Here is a 16119-nt window from a genome sequence, read left to right as displayed (position 1 = left end):
CCCCACGCGCGCCCCAGGGGCGACCCCCCCGGGGGGGGGCCGGCCCGGGGGGCCCGGGGGGGGCCGGCCCCGGGGGGGGGCGGCGGGGGGGGGGGGGGGGGGCCCCCCCCCCCGCCCCCGGCCGTGGACCCGGCCTTTCCGGCACAGGACCCGGGCCGCCCCGCGCGGGGCGGCCCGGGTCCTGTGCCGGTCTCTGCGGGCAACCCCCGTGACGCCGGGGTCACTTCGCTGCGGCGTGCGCCCGCCGTTCCAGCGGTGCCGTTCGTGACCACGGCTTGAGCAGCTCCAACTCCGCAGCTGTCTCCAGCAGTTGTGCCTCCGCGCCCGGACGGCCCACCAGCTGCACGGCGCACGGGGTGCCCGACGGGAGGACGCCGAACGGCACCGTCAGGGCGGGCCAGCCGGCCAGGTTCCACACCGGAGTCGTGGGCGCGCAGACGGAGTTGACCACCAGATTGCGCAGCCAGCCGCGTTCGTGCCACGGGGCCGCGCGCGGTCCGCGTCGTGCCAGCGCCGGCATCAGCAGGACGTCGTGGTCGGCGAAGAACGGCTCCAGCCTGCCGCGCAGTTGCTCGCGGCGCACGTCCTCGCGCACCGAGGACAGGAAGCGCCGCCCGACGGCCGCGTGCACACGGGTGCGCCGCGCCAGCAGCCGCGGGTCCAGGCCCCGCGCGTCGACGGCCGTACCCGCCGTCCAGTGCGCCAGGGCCGTCAGCGACAGCGTCAGCGGGTACGGCGGATCGGCCGCCCGCACCCGGTGCCCGGCCCCGGCGAGCAGCGCCGCCGCCTCACGCACCGCGGCCCTGTACGGTCTGCCGACGGACATCCCCCGGAACGGGCTGCGCACCGAGACGGCGACGTCGCGCGGCCCCGGCGTCGCGGGCGGGGGGAACGGGCGCCCCGCCAGCACCGTCAGCATCAGACGCGCGTCCTCGACGGTCGTCGCGAGGGCGCCGTTCTCGGCCATCTTGAACCAGTCGCCGTCACCGATCCCGGCCGGCACCACCCCGTGCCCCGGCTTCAGCCCCACCAGACCGCAGTGCGCCGCCGGTATCCGCAGCGAGCCCATGCCGTCGTTGCCGAGCGCCAGCGGCACCAGCCCGGCGGCCACCGCCGCCGCCCCGCCGCCCGAGGAGCCGCCCGCCGAGCGGGTCGTGTCCCACGGGTTGCGCGCGGTGCCGTGCACCCCCTCCGTGGTGCCGAACACGCACAGCTCCGGCACGTTCGTCAGGCCCACGACCACCGCGCCCGCCGCGCGCAGCCGGGCCACCGTGGGGTGGTCGTGGCCGGCGGGCGTGTCCTCGGTCGCGGCGGAGCCGAGGCGGTTCGACTCGCCCCGCACCGCGAGGTTGTCCTTGACCGCGACCGGCACACCGGCCAGCGGCAGCCCGCCGAGGTCGGGCCGGGCCGCCACCTCGTCGGCCTCGGCGAGCGCCGCCTCGGTGCGCACCGTGCGGAACGCGCCGACCCGCCCGTCGAAGCGCTCGATCCGGGCGAGATGCCCGGCCACCACCTCGCGGGGCGTGACCCGTCCCTCCCGGACGGCGGCGGCTGTCTCGGCGGCGGTCCGGCCGGCCCAGTTGGTCAAGGGGAACTCCCTGGAGTGGACGGTGACGTGCGCGGACGGGCAACCGGTCTGCCCGGACGGCGAGTACGGCGCGGGCGGCGTCCCGGGTGCGGGCCGGCCCTGGCGCGCGGCGCGGCAGGTGCCCCGGTACGGACCCCCTCCGCGTCGCGCCGCGCGGGCGGTCTCCCGGATGCGGGCGCCCGTGCACGAGAACTTTGCCCGGGTCCGGACGCCACGTCGAGACGGCGTACGCGCCGGGCCGCACGCCGGGCGGTCGACGGGGGCGCGGAAGGCGCGTGCCGACGGGCCGCTACCACGTTCCCCGTTCCGCGGTGCGCGCGAGCCGCCCGCTTCCCGCGGACGGCCGGGAGGCACGATGGGGTGGTGCGACGTGCGCGGCGGGCGCCGGGCGGACCGGCCCCGTGGCGCCGCGCGCATCACCGGCGGCGGCGACCGGCCGCCCACGCACGACCCATGGAGCACCCCGATGCATGACGACCGCACGCTGGTCGAAGCCCGCCTCCGGCGCGTCCTCGACGAACGCATCCGCCCCGCGGTGTACCCGCGGTCCGTGCCGCTCGACGTCACCGTCTGGCACGCGCCGGGCGAACCGGTGCCCGTCGCCGAGGGGCTCGCGGCCGTCGGCGAACCGGTCGCGGCCGGCGCCGCGTGGGGCGCGCCCTGGGGCACCAGCTGGTTCCGCGTCACCGCGACGGTGCCCCCGGAGTGGGCGGGCCTGACCGTCGAGGCGCTGATCGACCTCGGCTTCGACGAGAACCTCCCCGGCTTCCAGTGCGAGGGTCTCGTCTACCGGCCCGACGGCACCCCCGTGAAGGGGATCAACCCCAACAACCAGTGGGTGCGCGTCGGTTCGCCCGTCGCCGGCGGCGAGGAGGTGTGCCTGCACGTCGAGGCCGCCTCCAACCCCGTTGTGCTGGAGCACTGGCCGATGCGGTTCCTGCCGACGCCGCTCGGCGACCTGGACACCGCCGGGAGCGAGCCGCAGTACCGCCTGGCCCGCATGGACCTCGCGGTCTTCGACGAGGAGGTGTGGCGGCTGGTCATGGACCTGGAGGTGCTCGGCGAGCTGATGGCCGAACTGCCCGTCGAGTCGGGGCGCCGCTGGGAGATCCTGCGGGCGGTCGAGCGCGCCTTGGACGCCGTCGACCTGCAGGACGTGAACGCCACCGCCGCGGCGGCGCGGGAGCGGCTCACGGACGTGCTCGCCTCGCCCGCCGTGCCCTCCGCCCACCGGATCAGCGCCGTGGGCCACGCGCACATCGACTCCGCGTGGCTGTGGCCGCTGCGCGAGACCGTGCGCAAGGTCGCCCGGACCGCCGCCAACATGACCGCCCTGCTCGACGACGAGCCGGACTTCGTCTTCGCCATGTCGCAGGCGCAGCAGTGGGCGTGGATCAAGGAGCACCGGCCCGAGGTGTGGGACCGGGTCAAGGCGGCCGTCGCCGAGGGGCGGTTCGTGCCCACCGGCGGCATGTGGGTCGAGTCCGACACCAACATGCCGGGATCGGAGGCGATGGCCCGGCAGTTCGTGCACGGAAAGCGGTTCTTCCTGGACGAGTTCGGCATCGAGAACGACGAGGCGTGGCTGCCCGACACCTTCGGCTTCGCCGCCGGGCTGCCGCAGATCATCAAGGCGGCCGGCTCCAAGTGGCTGCTCACGCAGAAGATCTCGTGGTCGCGCACCAACCGCTTCCCGCACCACACCTTCCAGTGGGAGGGCATCGACGGCACCCGCGTCTTCACCCACTTCCCGCCCGTCGACACCTACACCTGCGCCGTCACCGGCCGCGAACTCGCCCACGCGGCCGCGTCGTTCCGCGAGAAGGGCGCGGCCCGGCACTCCCTCGCGCCCACCGGCTGGGGCGACGGGGGCGGCGGCACCACCCGGGAGATGATCGCCAAGGCGGCCCGGGTGCGGGACCTGGAGGGCTCGCCCACCGTCACCTGGGAGACGCCGGGCGACTTCTTCCGCAAGGCCGAGGCGGAGTACTCCGAACCGCCGGTCTGGGTGGGCGAGTTGTACCTGGAGCTGCACCGGGCCACGCTCACCAGCCAGGCCGCGACCAAGCAGGGCAACCGGCGCAGCGAGCACCTGCTGCGCGAGGCCGAACTGTGGGCGGCGACCGCCGCCGTCCGCACCGGATTCCCCTACCCCCACGACGAGTTGGACCGGATCTGGAAGACGGTGCTGCTGCACCAGTTCCACGACATCCTGCCCGGCTCCTCCATCGCCTGGGTGCACCGCGAGGCACGCGCCACCTACGCGCGGATCGCCGCCGAGCTGGAGGCGGTCGTCGACGCGGCGCAGCGCGCGCTGGCGGGCGAGGGCACCCTGCCCCTGGTGTTCAACGGCGCCCCGCACGCCCGCGACGGCGTCCCGGCCGGCGGTGCCGCCGAGGCCGTCGTCGAGGGCACGACCCTGGTCACCCCCGGCACCGACGGCGGACACGTCCTGGACAACGGGCTGCTGCGCGTCGCCGTGGACGCGCGCGGGCTCGTCGTCTCCGCGTACGACGCCGACGCGGACCGGGAGGCGATCGCGCCCGGCCGTCCCGCGAACCTGCTCCAACTCCACCCGGATCTGCCCAACATGTGGGACGCCTGGGACGTCGACGCGTTCTACCGCAACGCCGTCACCGACCTCACCGGCGCCGACTCCGTCGTCCCCGGCGACGACGGCCGCTCCGTTCGCGTCGTGCGGAGCTTCGGCGCGTCCGGCGTCACGCAGGTGCTGACGCTGCCGCCGGGGGAGCGGCGGCTGGTGGTCGACACCGAGGTCGACTGGCACGAGACGGAGAAGTTCCTCAAGCTCGCCTTCCCGCTCGACGTGCACGCCGAGCGGTACGCGTCCGAGACCCAGTTCGGCCACCACTACCGGCCCACGCACACCAACACCAGTTGGGAGAGCGCCAAGTTCGAGGCGTGCAACCACCGGTTCGTTCACGTCGGCGAGCCCGGCTGGGGCGTCGCCCTCGTCAACGACTCGACGTACGGGCACGACGTGACCCGCACGACGGACGCGGCCGACGGCGGCGCCGGGCGGGGCACCACGACCACGGTCCGCGCCTCGTTGCTGCGCGCGCCCCGCTACCCCGACCCGGAGACCGACCAGGGCGTGCACCGCTTCCGGCACGCGCTGGTGGTCGGCGCCCACATCGGCGACGCGGTCCGCGAGGGCTGGCGGCTCAACCTGCCCGAGCGCTCGCTGACCGGCGCCGCCGAGGTGGCACCGCTGGTGTCCGTCGACCGGGACGCGGTCGTCGTGACCGCCGTGAAGCTCGCCGACGACGCGGGCGGCGACGTCGTGGTCCGCCTGCACGAGGCGCACGGCGGCCGGGTGCGCGCCACGCTGACCGCCGGTTTCGACGTCGCGGAGGTCACCGTGACCGACCTGCTGGAACGGCCCCTCGCGGAGGACACCGGGAGTGCCGACGGCACGGACGCACCGGTCTCGCACGTCGACGGCAACCGGATCGCCCTGCGGCTGCGGCCGTTCGAACTGGTCACGCTGCGGCTCAGGCGGGCCTGAGGGCAGGCGGGAGCGTGTTCACCGCCCGGCGGTGAACACGCTCCCGTCGTCCGCCCGTTACGGCGTGCGTGCCGTCGGCAGCCGTCGCGTCGGCGCCAAGTACTCGCGCACGTAGGTGCGTTGCCAGTGCGCGCCGGTCTCGCGCTTCTCCCGCCGGGTCGTGAACCGGTACCGGTACAGCACGGCCCGCACGTAGCGCGGCGGCCGTTCGGGCGGGAAGGGCGCGGCGCGCAGCAGCCGCAGCGTGTCGCGGTCGCCCGCCAGCAGCCGGTCCACCAGCGCGCCGAACCACGGCTCCGCGTACGCCGGCGACAGCGCGGCGAACCACATCATCCAGTCGAGGCGCAGGTGATAGGGCGCGAACTGCCGGGGCGCGCGGGCCGGATCGCCGGGCTTCCCGCGGAACTCGTACTCCCGCCACCGCACCGCGCCGGCGTCCACCTCGCGCACGTCGTCCTCCGTGCCCTCGACGACCACCTCGTGCCGCACCCTGCTCACGCTGCCGAACGCACCGTAGGAGTTGACCAGGTGCAGGGGGTCGAAGGACCGGTTCATGACCTGTCGCCGGGAGACCATGTTCCGCACCGGACGCGCGCTCAGCGCCAGCAGGAGGGCCGAGACGGCGAGGACGGGCACGACGTACCCGAGGGGCGCGGGTGCCGTGTCCGGGGCCGTGCCGGGGAAACGGACCGCCGACAGCGCCAGGACCATCGTGAGCCAGTTGAGCCAGGAGAAGTTGCCGGACAGGACCAGCCACAGCTGCGTCGCCACCATCACCGCGGCACCGGCCGACGCGACCGGCTGCGGGGCGAACAGCAGGAAGGGCACCCCGAGTTGGGTGACGTGATTGGCCGCCGCCTCCAACCGGTGCACAGGAGCCGGGAGTTGATGGAAGTACCGGCTGAGCGGGCCCGGCATCGGCTGCGTCTCGTGGTGGTGGAACAGGCACGTCAGGTTCCGCCAGCAGGCGTCGCCCCGCATCTTGATCAGCCCGGCCCCGAACTCCACCCGGAACAGCGTCCAGCGCAGCAGGAACAGGACGACGACGGGCGGCGCCACCTCGTCGTTGCCCAGGAACGCGGCGAGGAAGCCGACTTCGAGGAGCAGCGACTCCCAGCCGAAGCCGTACCAGGTCTGCCCCACGTTCACCACCGACAGGTACAGCGCCCACGGCACCAGCCACAGCAGCACGGCGCCCCACAGCGGCAGCAGCGAGTCCGCGCCCGCCGCCAGCGCCACCGACACGGCGCAGCCCGTCCAGGCGCACCCCGCCAGGAAGCCGTCGGTGGGGCGGAGCCGGAACAGGCTCGGCGCCCGCCGCCACGGCACCCGCTCGACGAACCGCCGGGCCGGCAGCATGCCCCGCTCGCCGACCAGGGCACGGAACTGGAGCGCGGTGGTGAGGAAGGCCACCAGGTACACGCAGGCCAGCGCCCGCTGGAACACCAGCCGGCTCAGCCAGTACTCGGGTGCGGTGAACCATTCCACGGCCGCGCTCCTCACTCTCCGGCACCGTTGCCCCTCGCGGGCCGCCCGTCGCCGGGTCCCCGGAGGCGTCACCGGGGAACCGCCGGGCGTGGCGCGCGTGCCTGCCGCGCCGCCCCATGGTCGCGCACGGGGCCGGCGGCCGGTGCGGGACCCGCGCGGACGCCACCGGTCGAAGATTCGGACAAATGCTGGCAAGGTGGCTGCATGGTTGATCGGGGAGCGAGCGCCCTGTCACTCCCGGACGACTGGATCGCCCATCCGGACCCGATCCTGGCGCTCAACCGCATGGGCAGCTTCGACTGGGACCTGGACACGGGCCTCATGTATCTCGACGCCCAGGCGCTGGAGGTCTTCGACCTGAGCGCCGACGAGTACGACCACCGCCCCGGCTCGCTGGGCCCCCGGGTGCCGCCGGGCGAGGGGCAGCGCCTCGACACCCTCGTCTCGCAGGCGCTCAAGGACGGCAGCGAGAACTACGGCGCCTACTTCCGGCTCCGCCGCCGCGACGGCTCCACGCGCTGGACGCACACCCAGGGCTACATCCGCCGGGACGAGACCGGCCGCCCGCGCCGCATCGTCGGCATCGTCCGGGACGCCACGCAGGAGCTGACCGAGAGCGCCGCGCAGCGCCACCTGGACGCCGCCCGGCGCGAGCAGACCAACATCGTGCAGGTCACGACGGCCGCACTCGCGCACGCCCGCACGGTGCAGGACGTCATCGACGTCCTCAAGGACAACCACGGGCTCGTGCACTTCGGTGCCACCAGCGTCGTCATGGGTCTCGTCGAGGCCGGCCGGATCCGGCTGATCGCCGAAGGACCCGAGGGCAGCTTCGTGCCCGGCACCCGGGTCACCCGCATCGACGAGGAGTACCCGATGAGCGAGGTGGTGCGGACCCTCTCGCCCCGGTTCATCTCGTCCCCCGAGGAGTTCGCCGAGCGCTACCCCGTCCTGTGGCCGCACATCACGGGCCTGGACATCACCGCCGCCGCCTACCTGCCGCTGATCGCCCAGGCCAGGCCGATCGGCGCGATGGGCCTGCTCTACAGCGACCGCCGCGGCTTCTCCACCGACGAGCGCAACGTCCTCATCGCGCTCGGCAGCAGCATCGCGCAGAGCCTCCAGCGCGCCATGCTGTACGAGCAGGAGAAGGACCTCGCCCAGGGCCTCCAGCAGGCCATGCTGCCGCGCACCATCCCGAGCGTCCCCGGCGCCGACGTCGCCGTCCGCTACCGCTCGCCCTCCATCGGCCGGGACATCGGCGGCGACTGGTACGACCTGATCCCGCTGCCGGGCGGCCGGGTCGGCGCCGTCATCGGCGACGTCCAGGGCCACGACACCCACGCCGCCGCCGTCATGGGGCAACTGCGGATCGTGCTGCGCGCCTACGCCGCCGAGGGCCACCACCCGGCGACCGTGATGGCGCGGGCGTCCGTCTTCCTCCACGAGCTCGACACCGACCGCTTCGCGACCTGCCTCTACGCGGAGGCCGACCTGTCCACGGGCGTGGTCCAGGTGGTCCGGGCCGGCCACATCGACCCCCTCGTGCGCCGTACCGACGGCACCTGCCGCCGGGTCGGCGTCGAGGGCGGGCTGCCGCTCGGCCTGTCCGCCGAGTTCGGACGGCTCACCTACCCCGTCGGCACCATAGAGCTCGACCCGGGCGAGACGCTGCTGCTGTGCACGGACGGCCTGGTCGAGCGGCCCGGCGCGGACCTCGACGACGGCATGCGCGCCGTGCAGCGGCTCATGACCACGGGCCCGGACGACGTGTGGCGGCTCGCCGACCTGCTGATCGACGCGGCCGACGAGCAGGGCGGGGACGACGATGTCGCTCTGCTCCTGCTGCGCCGCCGCAGGCCCTCCGCCCCGCAGTCCGGCGGCCGGGTCCAGCAGCACGTCGCGCCGGGCGACCCGGAGGCCCTCGCGGAGGCCCGGCACATGATCCAGGCCGCCGTCGCCGCGTGGGGCGGCGGCGAACGCTCCGACGAGGTCGAGCTCGTCGCGGACGAACTGATCACCAACGCCCTGATGCACACGGAGGGCTCCGCGGTCGTCACCTTCCGGGCCCTCACCGACGGCGGCGGCACACCGGGCCGGCGGCTGCGGGTCGAGGTCGAGGACTCCTCCAGCGCCCTGCCGCGCCGCCGGGAGGCGGGCGACGACGGTGTCTCCGGACGCGGCCTGCTGCTGGTGGAACTGCTCGCCGACGTGTGGGGCGTGGAGGCGCGCGGCGGCGGCAAGTCCGTGTGGTGCGAGTTCACGGTGCCCGAGGAGGAGCGGAACGCGGCCCGGGACCCCGGACGCCCCCGCACGACCTGAGCGCGCCCCGGCCGGACCAGCAGTGGGTGTGCCGCGCCGCCCCCGGTGGCACCCTGGGGGCATGCCGGAACTGCCCGAGGTCGAAGCGCTCAAGGACTTCCTGACCGAGCACCTGGTCGGTCACGAGGCGGTGCGGGTCATGCCGGTCGCCATCAGTGTCCTGAAGACGTACGACCCGCCCGTCACCGCCGTCGAGGGACACCGGGTCGACGCCGTGCGACGGCACGGCAAGTTCCTCGACATCGCCACCGACGGCGGTGTCCATCTGGTCACCCATCTCGCGCGGGCCGGCTGGCTCCAGTGGCGCGACCGCCTCCCCGACGGCCCGCCGCGTCCCGGCAAGGGCCCGCTCGCGCTGCGCGTCGCCCTGGAGACGGGCGAGGGCTTCGACCTCACCGAGGCCGGCACGCAGAAGCGGCTCGCGGTGTACGTCGTGCACGACCCGGCGGACGTGCCGGGCGTCGCGCGGCTCGGCCCCGACCCGCTCGCCGACGACTTCGACGAGGCGCGGCTGGCGGGACTGCTGGACGGAGAACGCCGCCGGATCAAGGGGGTGCTGCGCGACCAGACCGTGATCGCGGGGGTCGGCAACGCCTACAGCGACGAGATCCTGCACGCCGCGAAGATGTCCCCCTTCAAGATCGCCGGCACGCTCGCCCCCGAGGACGTCCACGTGCTGTACACGGCGCTGCGCACCACCCTGCTGGAGGCGGTCGAACGGTCCCGGGGCGTCGCGGCCGGCCGGCTGAAGGCGGAGAAGAAGAGCGGCCTGCGGGTGCACGGCCGCACCGGCGAGACCTGCCCGGTCTGCGGCGACACCATCCGCGAGGTGTCCTACAGCGACTCCTCGTTCCAGTACTGCCCGACCTGTCAGACGGGCGGAAAGCCGCTGGCCGACCGCAGGCTCTCCCGGCTGCTCAAGTAGCGGCCGCTCAGCGGGAGTCGAGGGTCACCAGCGGGTGCCCGTCGGCGGTGCGCACCTCGAAGCGGGCGATCTGCGCGGGGTGCATGCCCGAGCCGCCCCGCACCACGCTCGGCGTGCCGGAGCCGCCGGGCAGGGTCCAGCTCGTCACCGTCTGCTCGGAACCGTCGACGCCCACCGCGACGAGCCGGCAGACCTGCGGACCTGCGGCGTCCTTGACCTGCAACTGCACGTCGCTGCCCCAGTGCCGGTCCTCCGCGGTGACCTGCGCCCACATTCCCCCACGGGCGGCGGTGACGGCGAGCCGGTCGTCCCCGTCGCCGTGCCCGGCGCTCACCGCGACGCCCGGTCCGGCGACCGCGAGGACCACGGCGGCGGCCACCGCGTACAACCGCCGTCTGCGCGTCGCCCGGTCGCGGGCCGCGACCTCGCCGAGCAGCCGGTCGACGAGGCGCGGCGCGGGCTGAGCGAAGGGGGGCACGGAGCGCGGGGTGGCCCGCCGGTACAGCCCCAACTGCCGTGCGGCGGGACCGAATCCAGTGACGCGTGCAGCGCAGCTGGGGCACTCCGTGAGGTGGTCCTCGAAGCGGAAGGAATCCGCCTCGTCCAGCACGCCGAGCGCGTACGCCCCGACGTCGCGGTGCCGTTCCAGGGACCTCATGCCGAATCCTCGTGCCGTTGGGTGCGGGTGGGGTGCCGGAGGCGTTGCCTCTGCCTCCACCGGTACGCAACGCGGCGCCGAATGACTCAAGTCACGCCGACAATCACTCTCCGGGACCGGCGCGGGCGCGCTTCCCGGGAGCGGAGCGGCGAACGCTCCTCGGAGGAGGCCGTCAGAAGAGGTGGATGGCGAGGTGTCCCAGCGGAAGTCCCAGTTGCCAGGCGGGAGTCCACACCTTGGGCCCGTCGTCCTCGCCCGCGGCCGCCGCGCCGCCCGGCACGGCGTTCAGGTCGGGGGCGAGCAGTTCGGTCTCCTCCAGCCAGCGCCAGGCCGCCTCCGCGAGCGCCAGGTCGGGGGAGGGCGTACGGGAGGCGGCGGCGTCGGCCGCCAGTCCGTCCATCCGCTCGCACACCCAGTCCTGCCACGGCTGGTCGTACGCGGTGAGCGACAGCCACGTCTCGAACTGGGAGACGACCTGGATGCCGCAGAGGTCGCCCTCGGTGTCGGACAGGAAGATGGTCAGCGCCAGGGCGTCGCGCCCGGCGCGGAACTCGAAGGAGGTCGGCGGCATCAGATCGCCGTTGCGCAGCAGCTCGTCCGCGATGTACTCCGCGTACAACCAGGCCATGGGGACGGTCAGTTCGCCACCGCCCGTGCCGGCCGTGCTCTCTTGGCCTCTGTGCGGCATCCCTGCCTGCCTTCCTCCGGTGCGTGCGCGTCGCCCGACCCGGCTTCGGTCCGGAACACGGATGAGGACAGCCGATTACTCAACCATGGTCCACGGCAAGGCGCTTTACGCATCCTTGACCCGGTTGACGGTTTCAGTGCAGGTCGGTTGCATAACCGGGCAGTACCCGACGCAAAGCACGAAGTCCGTAGTAGGCGCGCGACTTCACCGTACCGGGAGGAATGCCGAGGGCCGTCGCGGCCTCCGCCACACTCGCCCCACGGAAATACACCAGCACCAGAACGTCGCGGTGTTCGGGTGTGAGAGTCTTCACGGCCTCGCGGACGTCGAGAGCCGTCGCGGCCCGGTCGGCGTGGTCGGCGGCCACCCGCGCGTTCTCCAGCACCGTGTCGCCGACGCCCCCGATCTCCGGAGGCCGTGCCTGCCGGGCGCGTCGCGCGTCGATCGCCAGCCGCCGCCCCACGGTGAGCAACCAGGGCCGCACCGAGTCGAAGGAGCCGGCGTGCAGCGCCTCGGGATGCTGCCAGGCGCGCACCAGGGTCTCCTGGACCAGGTCCTCCGCGCGCTGCCGGTCGCCGTCGGACAGGCGCAGCAGCAGGGCGAAGAGCGGCCGGCCGTGATCGCGCTGGAGAGCGGCGAGTTCGTGCTCGGCGGTCGTCCCGGGCGTAAGGGTGATTCCGGCCGTCATGGCGGTCATGGCAGCGCAGGGCACCGGTGGGGGACAGGGGGCGCGCAGGGGGTCTGCGGCGGACGGTCGATCGCGTCGACGAACGGTCCGACGAACGGTCGGCGCGGCACGCCGGCCGTCGCTCCGGCCGTCGTCGCGGGCGTCGTCGCGGGCAACGCGCCGGGCGGGCGTCCCCCTGCCGGAGGCCGTGTCGTCCCGCGTGTCGGACGGCCGGGGCGGGTGCGACACGCCGGGGTGCCGCGCGCGGGTGCGGTCCGGGCGCGCGGCCCGCCGACGGGACGCCCGCGCCGCACTTCTGACGGCGCGTCACACCGCGTCCGGCCCGCCGGTCGGGCTACTCGGCGGTGCGCCTTGTTTGCGGCGCCGTCCAAATCCGTACCTATTCGTGGGTAAATACGACCGACGATGGGGTGCATGGATGATCGCGCGCAAACGACAGGTTGCCCTGGCCCTGACCGCCCTCCTCACCGCGGGCGCCGCCTGCCAGGCGCACGAGCGCGGCCAGGATCCGTTCGCGCACGCGGGACCGCCCGCCTCCCGCGCGTTCACCCTCGCCGCGGCGGGCGACATCCTCCCGGACGACGCGCTGGCCGAGCGGGCCCAGTTCGACGCGGGCGGCACCGGCTACGACTTCCGGCCCATGCTCGCGGGCGCCCGACGGGTCGTCGGCAGGGCCGACCTGGCGCTGTGTCACCTGGTGGTCCCCGGCGGCGGAGGCCCCGCCGTCCCCGACGCGTCGGACCCGCAGTACCTGCCCGGCCTCGCGCGCGGACTGGCCGCCGCGGGCTACGACAGCTGCTCCACCGCGTCCGCCCACAGCCTCGACGACGGTGCCGAGGGCGTCCGCCGCACCCTCGACGCCCTCGACCGGGCCGGAGTGCGGCACGCGGGCTCGGCACGGACCCCGGCCGAGGCCCGGTCGGTCACCCTGCTGCGGGCGGGCTCCGCGAAGGTGGCCCATCTCGCCTACACCGACGACACCGCCGGGCGCCCGGCACCGGCCGGCATGCCCTGGGCCGTCGGCCTGATCGACGAGGACCGGATCGTCGCCGACGCGCGGGCGGCCCGGAAGGCCGGCGCCGATGTGGTCGTCGTCTCCGTCGACCGCGGCACCGCGTGGCAGGAGGAGCCGGACCCCCGGCAGAGCGCCCTCGCCGAACACCTCACCGCCGCACGCACCGGCACCCGCCCCGACATCGACCTCGTCCTCGGCACCCGCGCCCACGTGCCCCAGGCCTACGAGAAGGTCAACGGCACCTGGGTGGTTCACGGCCTCGGCGACCAGGTCGCCGGTGAACTGGTGGGCGACCAGGGCGTCCAGGACCCGCGCGGCAACGAGAGCAGCGTGGCCCGCTTCACCTTCGCGCCGCCGGCCCGGCCGGGGGAGCGCTGGCGGGTCGTCAGGGCCGAGTTCGTCCCGCAGTGGTTCGACGTCGACGCCGGACGCGTGGTGGACCTCGCCGACGCGCTCGCCCGGGGCGCCGACGTGAGCGGGGTGCGCGACCGGATCAGGGACGTCGTCCTGAGCCACGGGGCGGCCGCCGACGGCCTGCGGGCGGGGCGCTGACGACACCGGACCCGGAGCGCGCGGCGCCCGGCCGCGCCGCGCACCGGCGTCGCGGGTGGCACGGCCCGTGGCGGCCGGGCCGACGGCCGGTCGGGCCACCGCCCTCGCCGCCGCCGTTGCCACCGGCTACGGCACCACCGTGACCGGCCAGCGCCCGGCCTTCACCAGGCGCACCGCGACCGAGCCCACGATGCGGTGTCCCGCCTGCTCGGAGGCGCCCACCACGACCGCGTCGGCCTTGAGCTCGTCGGCGGCCTTCACCAGCCCGCTGTACGGGTCGCCGCGGAAGGTGTGGAACTCCCAACGGACCTCGAATATCCCCTTCGTCCTCTCGGCGGCCGTCCTGATGTGCGTGATCAGGTTCTCGGCGATCTCGTCGGTCGTCTCGGCCACCGGTGCCCCGAGGGCGACCCCGGCCGCGAGGACCGGCTGCACGTACACCACGGCGAGCAGCGCGTGCTGCCGCCGTGCCAGGCCGGCCGCGTACGACATGGCCCGGAACGCGGAGTCGGAGCCGTCCACCCCGACCAGAATGACCTTCGGTCCGTCAGTGCCCCGCTCGAACCGGTGCGCGTGCTGTTCCGTCACGGCTGTGAGGTTATCCGAAACCGCAGGTCCACAGACCGGTCGGGACCGGTCGGGTTCTTCCGGAAACGGCCACTGGGCCGGGCGGGTGGATTCATGCCGCCGCTCCGGTGCCTCCGTGGGGAGTCGGCCCTCGGACGGGCGACTGATCAGTCATGAAAAAGGATCAGATGCTCACGCGGCGCGGTGCGTTGATCGGCGGCGCCGCGGCCCTGGGGGCGGCGGGGGCGGCAGGCGCCGTGGCCCTGCTCACCTCCGGTCCGTCCGGCACCGGTGCCGTTCCGGCGGCGACCCCGGGCGCGGCCCCCGGTCCGCAGGCGCGCGGCGCGCTCAGGCCGTCGGCGTACCGGCTCCAGCCGCTGACGGGCTACGGCCCGCCGGTGGCCGCGCCGGGGCCGACGCTGGTGCGCCACGAGCCGTTCCTGCGGGTGTCGGGGCGCGGCCGCACCATGGTGCTGACCTTCGACGACGGGCCGGACCCCCGCTACACCCCGCACATCCTGGACACGCTCGCCAAGTACGACGTACGCGCGACGTTCTTCGTCTGCGGCGAGATGGCGGTCGACAACAAGGACCTTCTCGCCCGGATGTCGGACGAGGGCCACGTCGTCGGCAACCACACCTGGACCCACCCGCTGCTGACCCGCATGCGCAGGGCCTCGATCCGCTCCGAGATGGAGCGCACCAGCGACGTGATCGAGGACGCGTACGGCGAGCGGCCCCGCTGGTTCCGCGCGCCCTACGGCGCCTGGAACCGGGCGGCGTTCCAACTCGGCGCGGAGATGGGCATGGAGCCGATGGCGTGGACGGTCGACTCGCTCGACTGGACGACCCCGGGCACCCGCACCATCGTCGGCCGGATCGAGGACGGCGCCGACCCCGGCGTCGTGGTCCTGTCCCACGACGCGGGCGGTGACCGCTCGCAGAGCGTGAAGGCGCTGCGGGAGTACCTGCCGCACCTGATCGACTCCGGCTACCACCTCACGGTGCCGCACCGCCAGACGGTGTGAACGAACGGGACCGGAGCACCCGCGGGTGCTCCGGTCCCGACGGGCCGGCGATGTCACGCGTTTCCCGAACCGCCGGATTCCCCCGGAGATTCCGGTGGGACGACACCGGGCGTGAATTCGGCCCGGCCCGGAAGGCTGCGCGGACGGGCGGCCCGGAGTGCGGTGAGGACGGGCGGTGCGAATTCAGCGGACGTCGACGAGGCGGGCGAACACCACGACGTTCCCGTCGTATCCGTTCGCCTTGGAGAAACCGCCGCCGCACGTGATGACGCGCAGTTCCGGAGTTCCCTTCGAGGCGTACACGCGGTCGCCGGGGAAATCGCTCTTCTCGAAGACCTCGATGCCGTAGATCTCGAAGATCGCGGTCTTTCCGTCCTTGCGGTCGACCTCGACGCGGTTGCCCTTCTTCAGGGCGCCGAGCCCGTAGAAGACCGCGGGCCCCTGCTTGTTGTCGACGTGACCGACGACCACCGCGGTGCCCTTCTCGCCGGGCGACACCGCGCCGCTGAACCAGCCCGCGAGGTTGGGGTCCTCCGGGGGCGGCGCGCCGACCCAGCCGTCGGCGTCCAGACCCACCGGCATCACGGGCGCGTCCACCTGGATCGACGGGATGCGGACGCGGTCGGCGACGGAGTACGGCAGCGGATCGGGTGTCCTGGCCGTGACGGCGCCCGGCGTGCGGCTGTCCGCGGCGGCCGCCGTCGCGGGCTGCGGCGGCCCGACGTCGAATTCCCCCGAACCATTCCGAATGAGTGCGAGTCCGGTCAGCAGAACAAGCGCTATCACGCCCCACGGGGCGCGCTTCTTCTGCCGCTCCTCCTCTTCGGCCAGCTCGGACGCAGACATTCGCCATCCCCTCTGACGCAACCGTCGTCACGTCAATCGCGCATGACAGCACGCTAAGTCCCGGACACCGAACCGGCGACGGGGCGACGGCGAACGGGTGGCGCCGTATTCTCCGCCGGCCGGCGCGTGAGCCATCCGAGTCGGCGCGCGCAGGAAATTTCTGACGGACCGTGACCTGCGAGAACATCGCATTGTGCGGTGATCCTTCGGCGTGTCGTCTCACCA

General features: G+C 74.3%; 12 protein-coding genes. 5 read left to right on the top strand and 7 right to left on the bottom strand.

Translation table 11 applies throughout. The annotated features are described in order from the left end of the window. Positions 1 to 220: 220 nt before the first annotated feature. Positions 221 to 1588 (bottom strand): amidase family protein, encoded by a 1368-nt coding sequence (locus tag ACFZA0_RS09305; protein ID WP_391013517.1) that lies wholly within the window; start codon positions 1586 to 1588, stop codon positions 221 to 223. A 466-nt stretch (positions 1589 to 2054) separates the two neighbouring features. On the opposite strand from ACFZA0_RS09305, the gene ACFZA0_RS09300 reads away from it, so the two are divergent. Beyond that, positions 2055 to 5117: a glycoside hydrolase family 38 C-terminal domain-containing protein gene (locus ACFZA0_RS09300; protein ID WP_391013515.1), complete on the top strand. Its 3063-nt coding sequence runs from the start codon at positions 2055 to 2057 to the stop codon at positions 5115 to 5117. 57 nt (positions 5118 to 5174) lie between these two features. On the opposite strand, the gene ACFZA0_RS09295 is transcribed toward ACFZA0_RS09300, so the two are convergent. Further along, complete coding sequence (locus tag ACFZA0_RS09295) at positions 5175 to 6605, bottom strand: lipase maturation factor family protein (protein WP_391013513.1); 1431 nt, start codon at positions 6603 to 6605, stop codon at positions 5175 to 5177. Positions 6606 to 6809: 204 nt separating this feature from the next. Here ACFZA0_RS09295 and ACFZA0_RS09290 point away from each other — a divergent pair, with 204 nt between their 5' ends. Together ACFZA0_RS09290 and ACFZA0_RS09285 are read left to right on the top strand one after the other, a co-directional pair. Continuing rightward, positions 6810 to 8927, top strand: coding sequence for a SpoIIE family protein phosphatase (locus ACFZA0_RS09290; RefSeq protein WP_391013511.1), 2118 nt, complete (start codon positions 6810 to 6812; stop codon positions 8925 to 8927). Positions 8928 to 8988: 61 nt separating this feature from the next. Beyond that, positions 8989 to 9852 (top strand): DNA-formamidopyrimidine glycosylase family protein, encoded by an 864-nt coding sequence (locus tag ACFZA0_RS09285; RefSeq protein ID WP_391013509.1) that lies wholly within the window; start codon positions 8989 to 8991, stop codon positions 9850 to 9852. 7 nt (positions 9853 to 9859) lie between these two features. On the opposite strand, the gene ACFZA0_RS09280 is transcribed toward ACFZA0_RS09285, so the two are convergent. From ACFZA0_RS09280 to ACFZA0_RS09270, 3 genes are all read right to left on the bottom strand, one after another. After that, positions 9860 to 10510 carry a zf-HC2 domain-containing protein gene (locus ACFZA0_RS09280; protein ID WP_391013507.1) on the bottom strand — a complete coding sequence of 217 codons (651 nt, stop codon included), beginning with the start codon at positions 10508 to 10510 and terminating at the stop codon, positions 9860 to 9862. Positions 10511 to 10682: 172 nt separating this feature from the next. Next, a complete protein-coding gene (locus tag ACFZA0_RS09275; RefSeq protein ID WP_391013506.1) occupies positions 10683 to 11198 on the bottom strand; it encodes a hypothetical protein in 516 nt (171 codons plus the stop codon). Between the two features lie 133 nt (positions 11199 to 11331). Further along, positions 11332 to 11886 carry a sigma-70 family RNA polymerase sigma factor gene (locus ACFZA0_RS09270; RefSeq protein ID WP_391013571.1) on the bottom strand — a complete coding sequence of 185 codons (555 nt, stop codon included), beginning with the start codon at positions 11884 to 11886 and terminating at the stop codon, positions 11332 to 11334. A 418-nt stretch (positions 11887 to 12304) separates the two neighbouring features. Here ACFZA0_RS09270 and ACFZA0_RS09265 point away from each other — a divergent pair, with 418 nt between their 5' ends. Next, positions 12305 to 13453: a CapA family protein gene (locus ACFZA0_RS09265; RefSeq protein ID WP_391013504.1), complete on the top strand. Its 1149-nt coding sequence runs from the start codon at positions 12305 to 12307 to the stop codon at positions 13451 to 13453. A gap of 126 nt (positions 13454 to 13579) precedes the next feature. Here ACFZA0_RS09265 and ACFZA0_RS09260 read toward each other — a convergent pair whose 3' ends face one another. After that, positions 13580 to 14041, bottom strand: a complete 462-nt coding sequence (locus tag ACFZA0_RS09260; protein WP_391013502.1) for a universal stress protein — start codon at positions 14039 to 14041, stop codon at positions 13580 to 13582. 152 nt (positions 14042 to 14193) lie between these two features. On the opposite strand from ACFZA0_RS09260, the gene ACFZA0_RS09255 reads away from it, so the two are divergent. Then, positions 14194 to 15048, top strand: coding sequence for a polysaccharide deacetylase family protein (locus tag ACFZA0_RS09255; RefSeq protein WP_391013500.1), 855 nt, complete (start codon positions 14194 to 14196; stop codon positions 15046 to 15048). A gap of 183 nt (positions 15049 to 15231) precedes the next feature. On the opposite strand, the gene ACFZA0_RS09250 is transcribed toward ACFZA0_RS09255, so the two are convergent. Beyond that, positions 15232 to 15894: a class F sortase gene (locus ACFZA0_RS09250; RefSeq protein ID WP_391013498.1), complete on the bottom strand. Its 663-nt coding sequence runs from the start codon at positions 15892 to 15894 to the stop codon at positions 15232 to 15234. Between the last annotated feature and the right edge of the window lie 225 nt (positions 15895 to 16119).

Source organism: Streptomyces sp. NPDC008150 (genome assembly GCF_042956945.1).
In the GTDB taxonomy this organism is placed as follows: Bacteria; Actinomycetota; Actinomycetes; order Streptomycetales; family Streptomycetaceae; genus Streptomyces.
The sequence above is the reverse complement of the archived record's forward strand: the minus strand, read 5'-3'. Positions and strand labels throughout refer to the sequence as shown.

What these genes read in the sequence shown, in the direction of transcription:
- ACFZA0_RS09300 (WP_391013515.1), top strand. Translation starts at nt 2,055, where the DNA reads ATGCATGACGACCGCACGCTGGTCGAAGCCCGCCTCCGGCGCGTCCTC.
- ACFZA0_RS09290 (WP_391013511.1), top strand. Translation starts at nt 6,810, where the DNA reads ATGGTTGATCGGGGAGCGAGCGCCCTGTCACTCCCGGACGACTGGATC.
- ACFZA0_RS09285 (WP_391013509.1), top strand. Translation starts at nt 8,989, where the DNA reads ATGCCGGAACTGCCCGAGGTCGAAGCGCTCAAGGACTTCCTGACCGAG.
- ACFZA0_RS09280 (WP_391013507.1), bottom strand. Translation starts at nt 10,510, where the DNA reads ATGAGGTCCCTGGAACGGCACCGCGACGTCGGGGCGTACGCGCTCGGC.
- ACFZA0_RS09275 (WP_391013506.1), bottom strand. Translation starts at nt 11,198, where the DNA reads ATGCCGCACAGAGGCCAAGAGAGCACGGCCGGCACGGGCGGTGGCGAA.
- ACFZA0_RS09270 (WP_391013571.1), bottom strand. Translation starts at nt 11,886, where the DNA reads ATGACGGCCGGAATCACCCTTACGCCCGGGACGACCGCCGAGCACGAA.
- ACFZA0_RS09265 (WP_391013504.1), top strand. Translation starts at nt 12,305, where the DNA reads ATGATCGCGCGCAAACGACAGGTTGCCCTGGCCCTGACCGCCCTCCTC.
- ACFZA0_RS09255 (WP_391013500.1), top strand. Translation starts at nt 14,194, where the DNA reads ATGAAAAAGGATCAGATGCTCACGCGGCGCGGTGCGTTGATCGGCGGC.
- ACFZA0_RS09250 (WP_391013498.1), bottom strand. Translation starts at nt 15,894, where the DNA reads ATGTCTGCGTCCGAGCTGGCCGAAGAGGAGGAGCGGCAGAAGAAGCGC.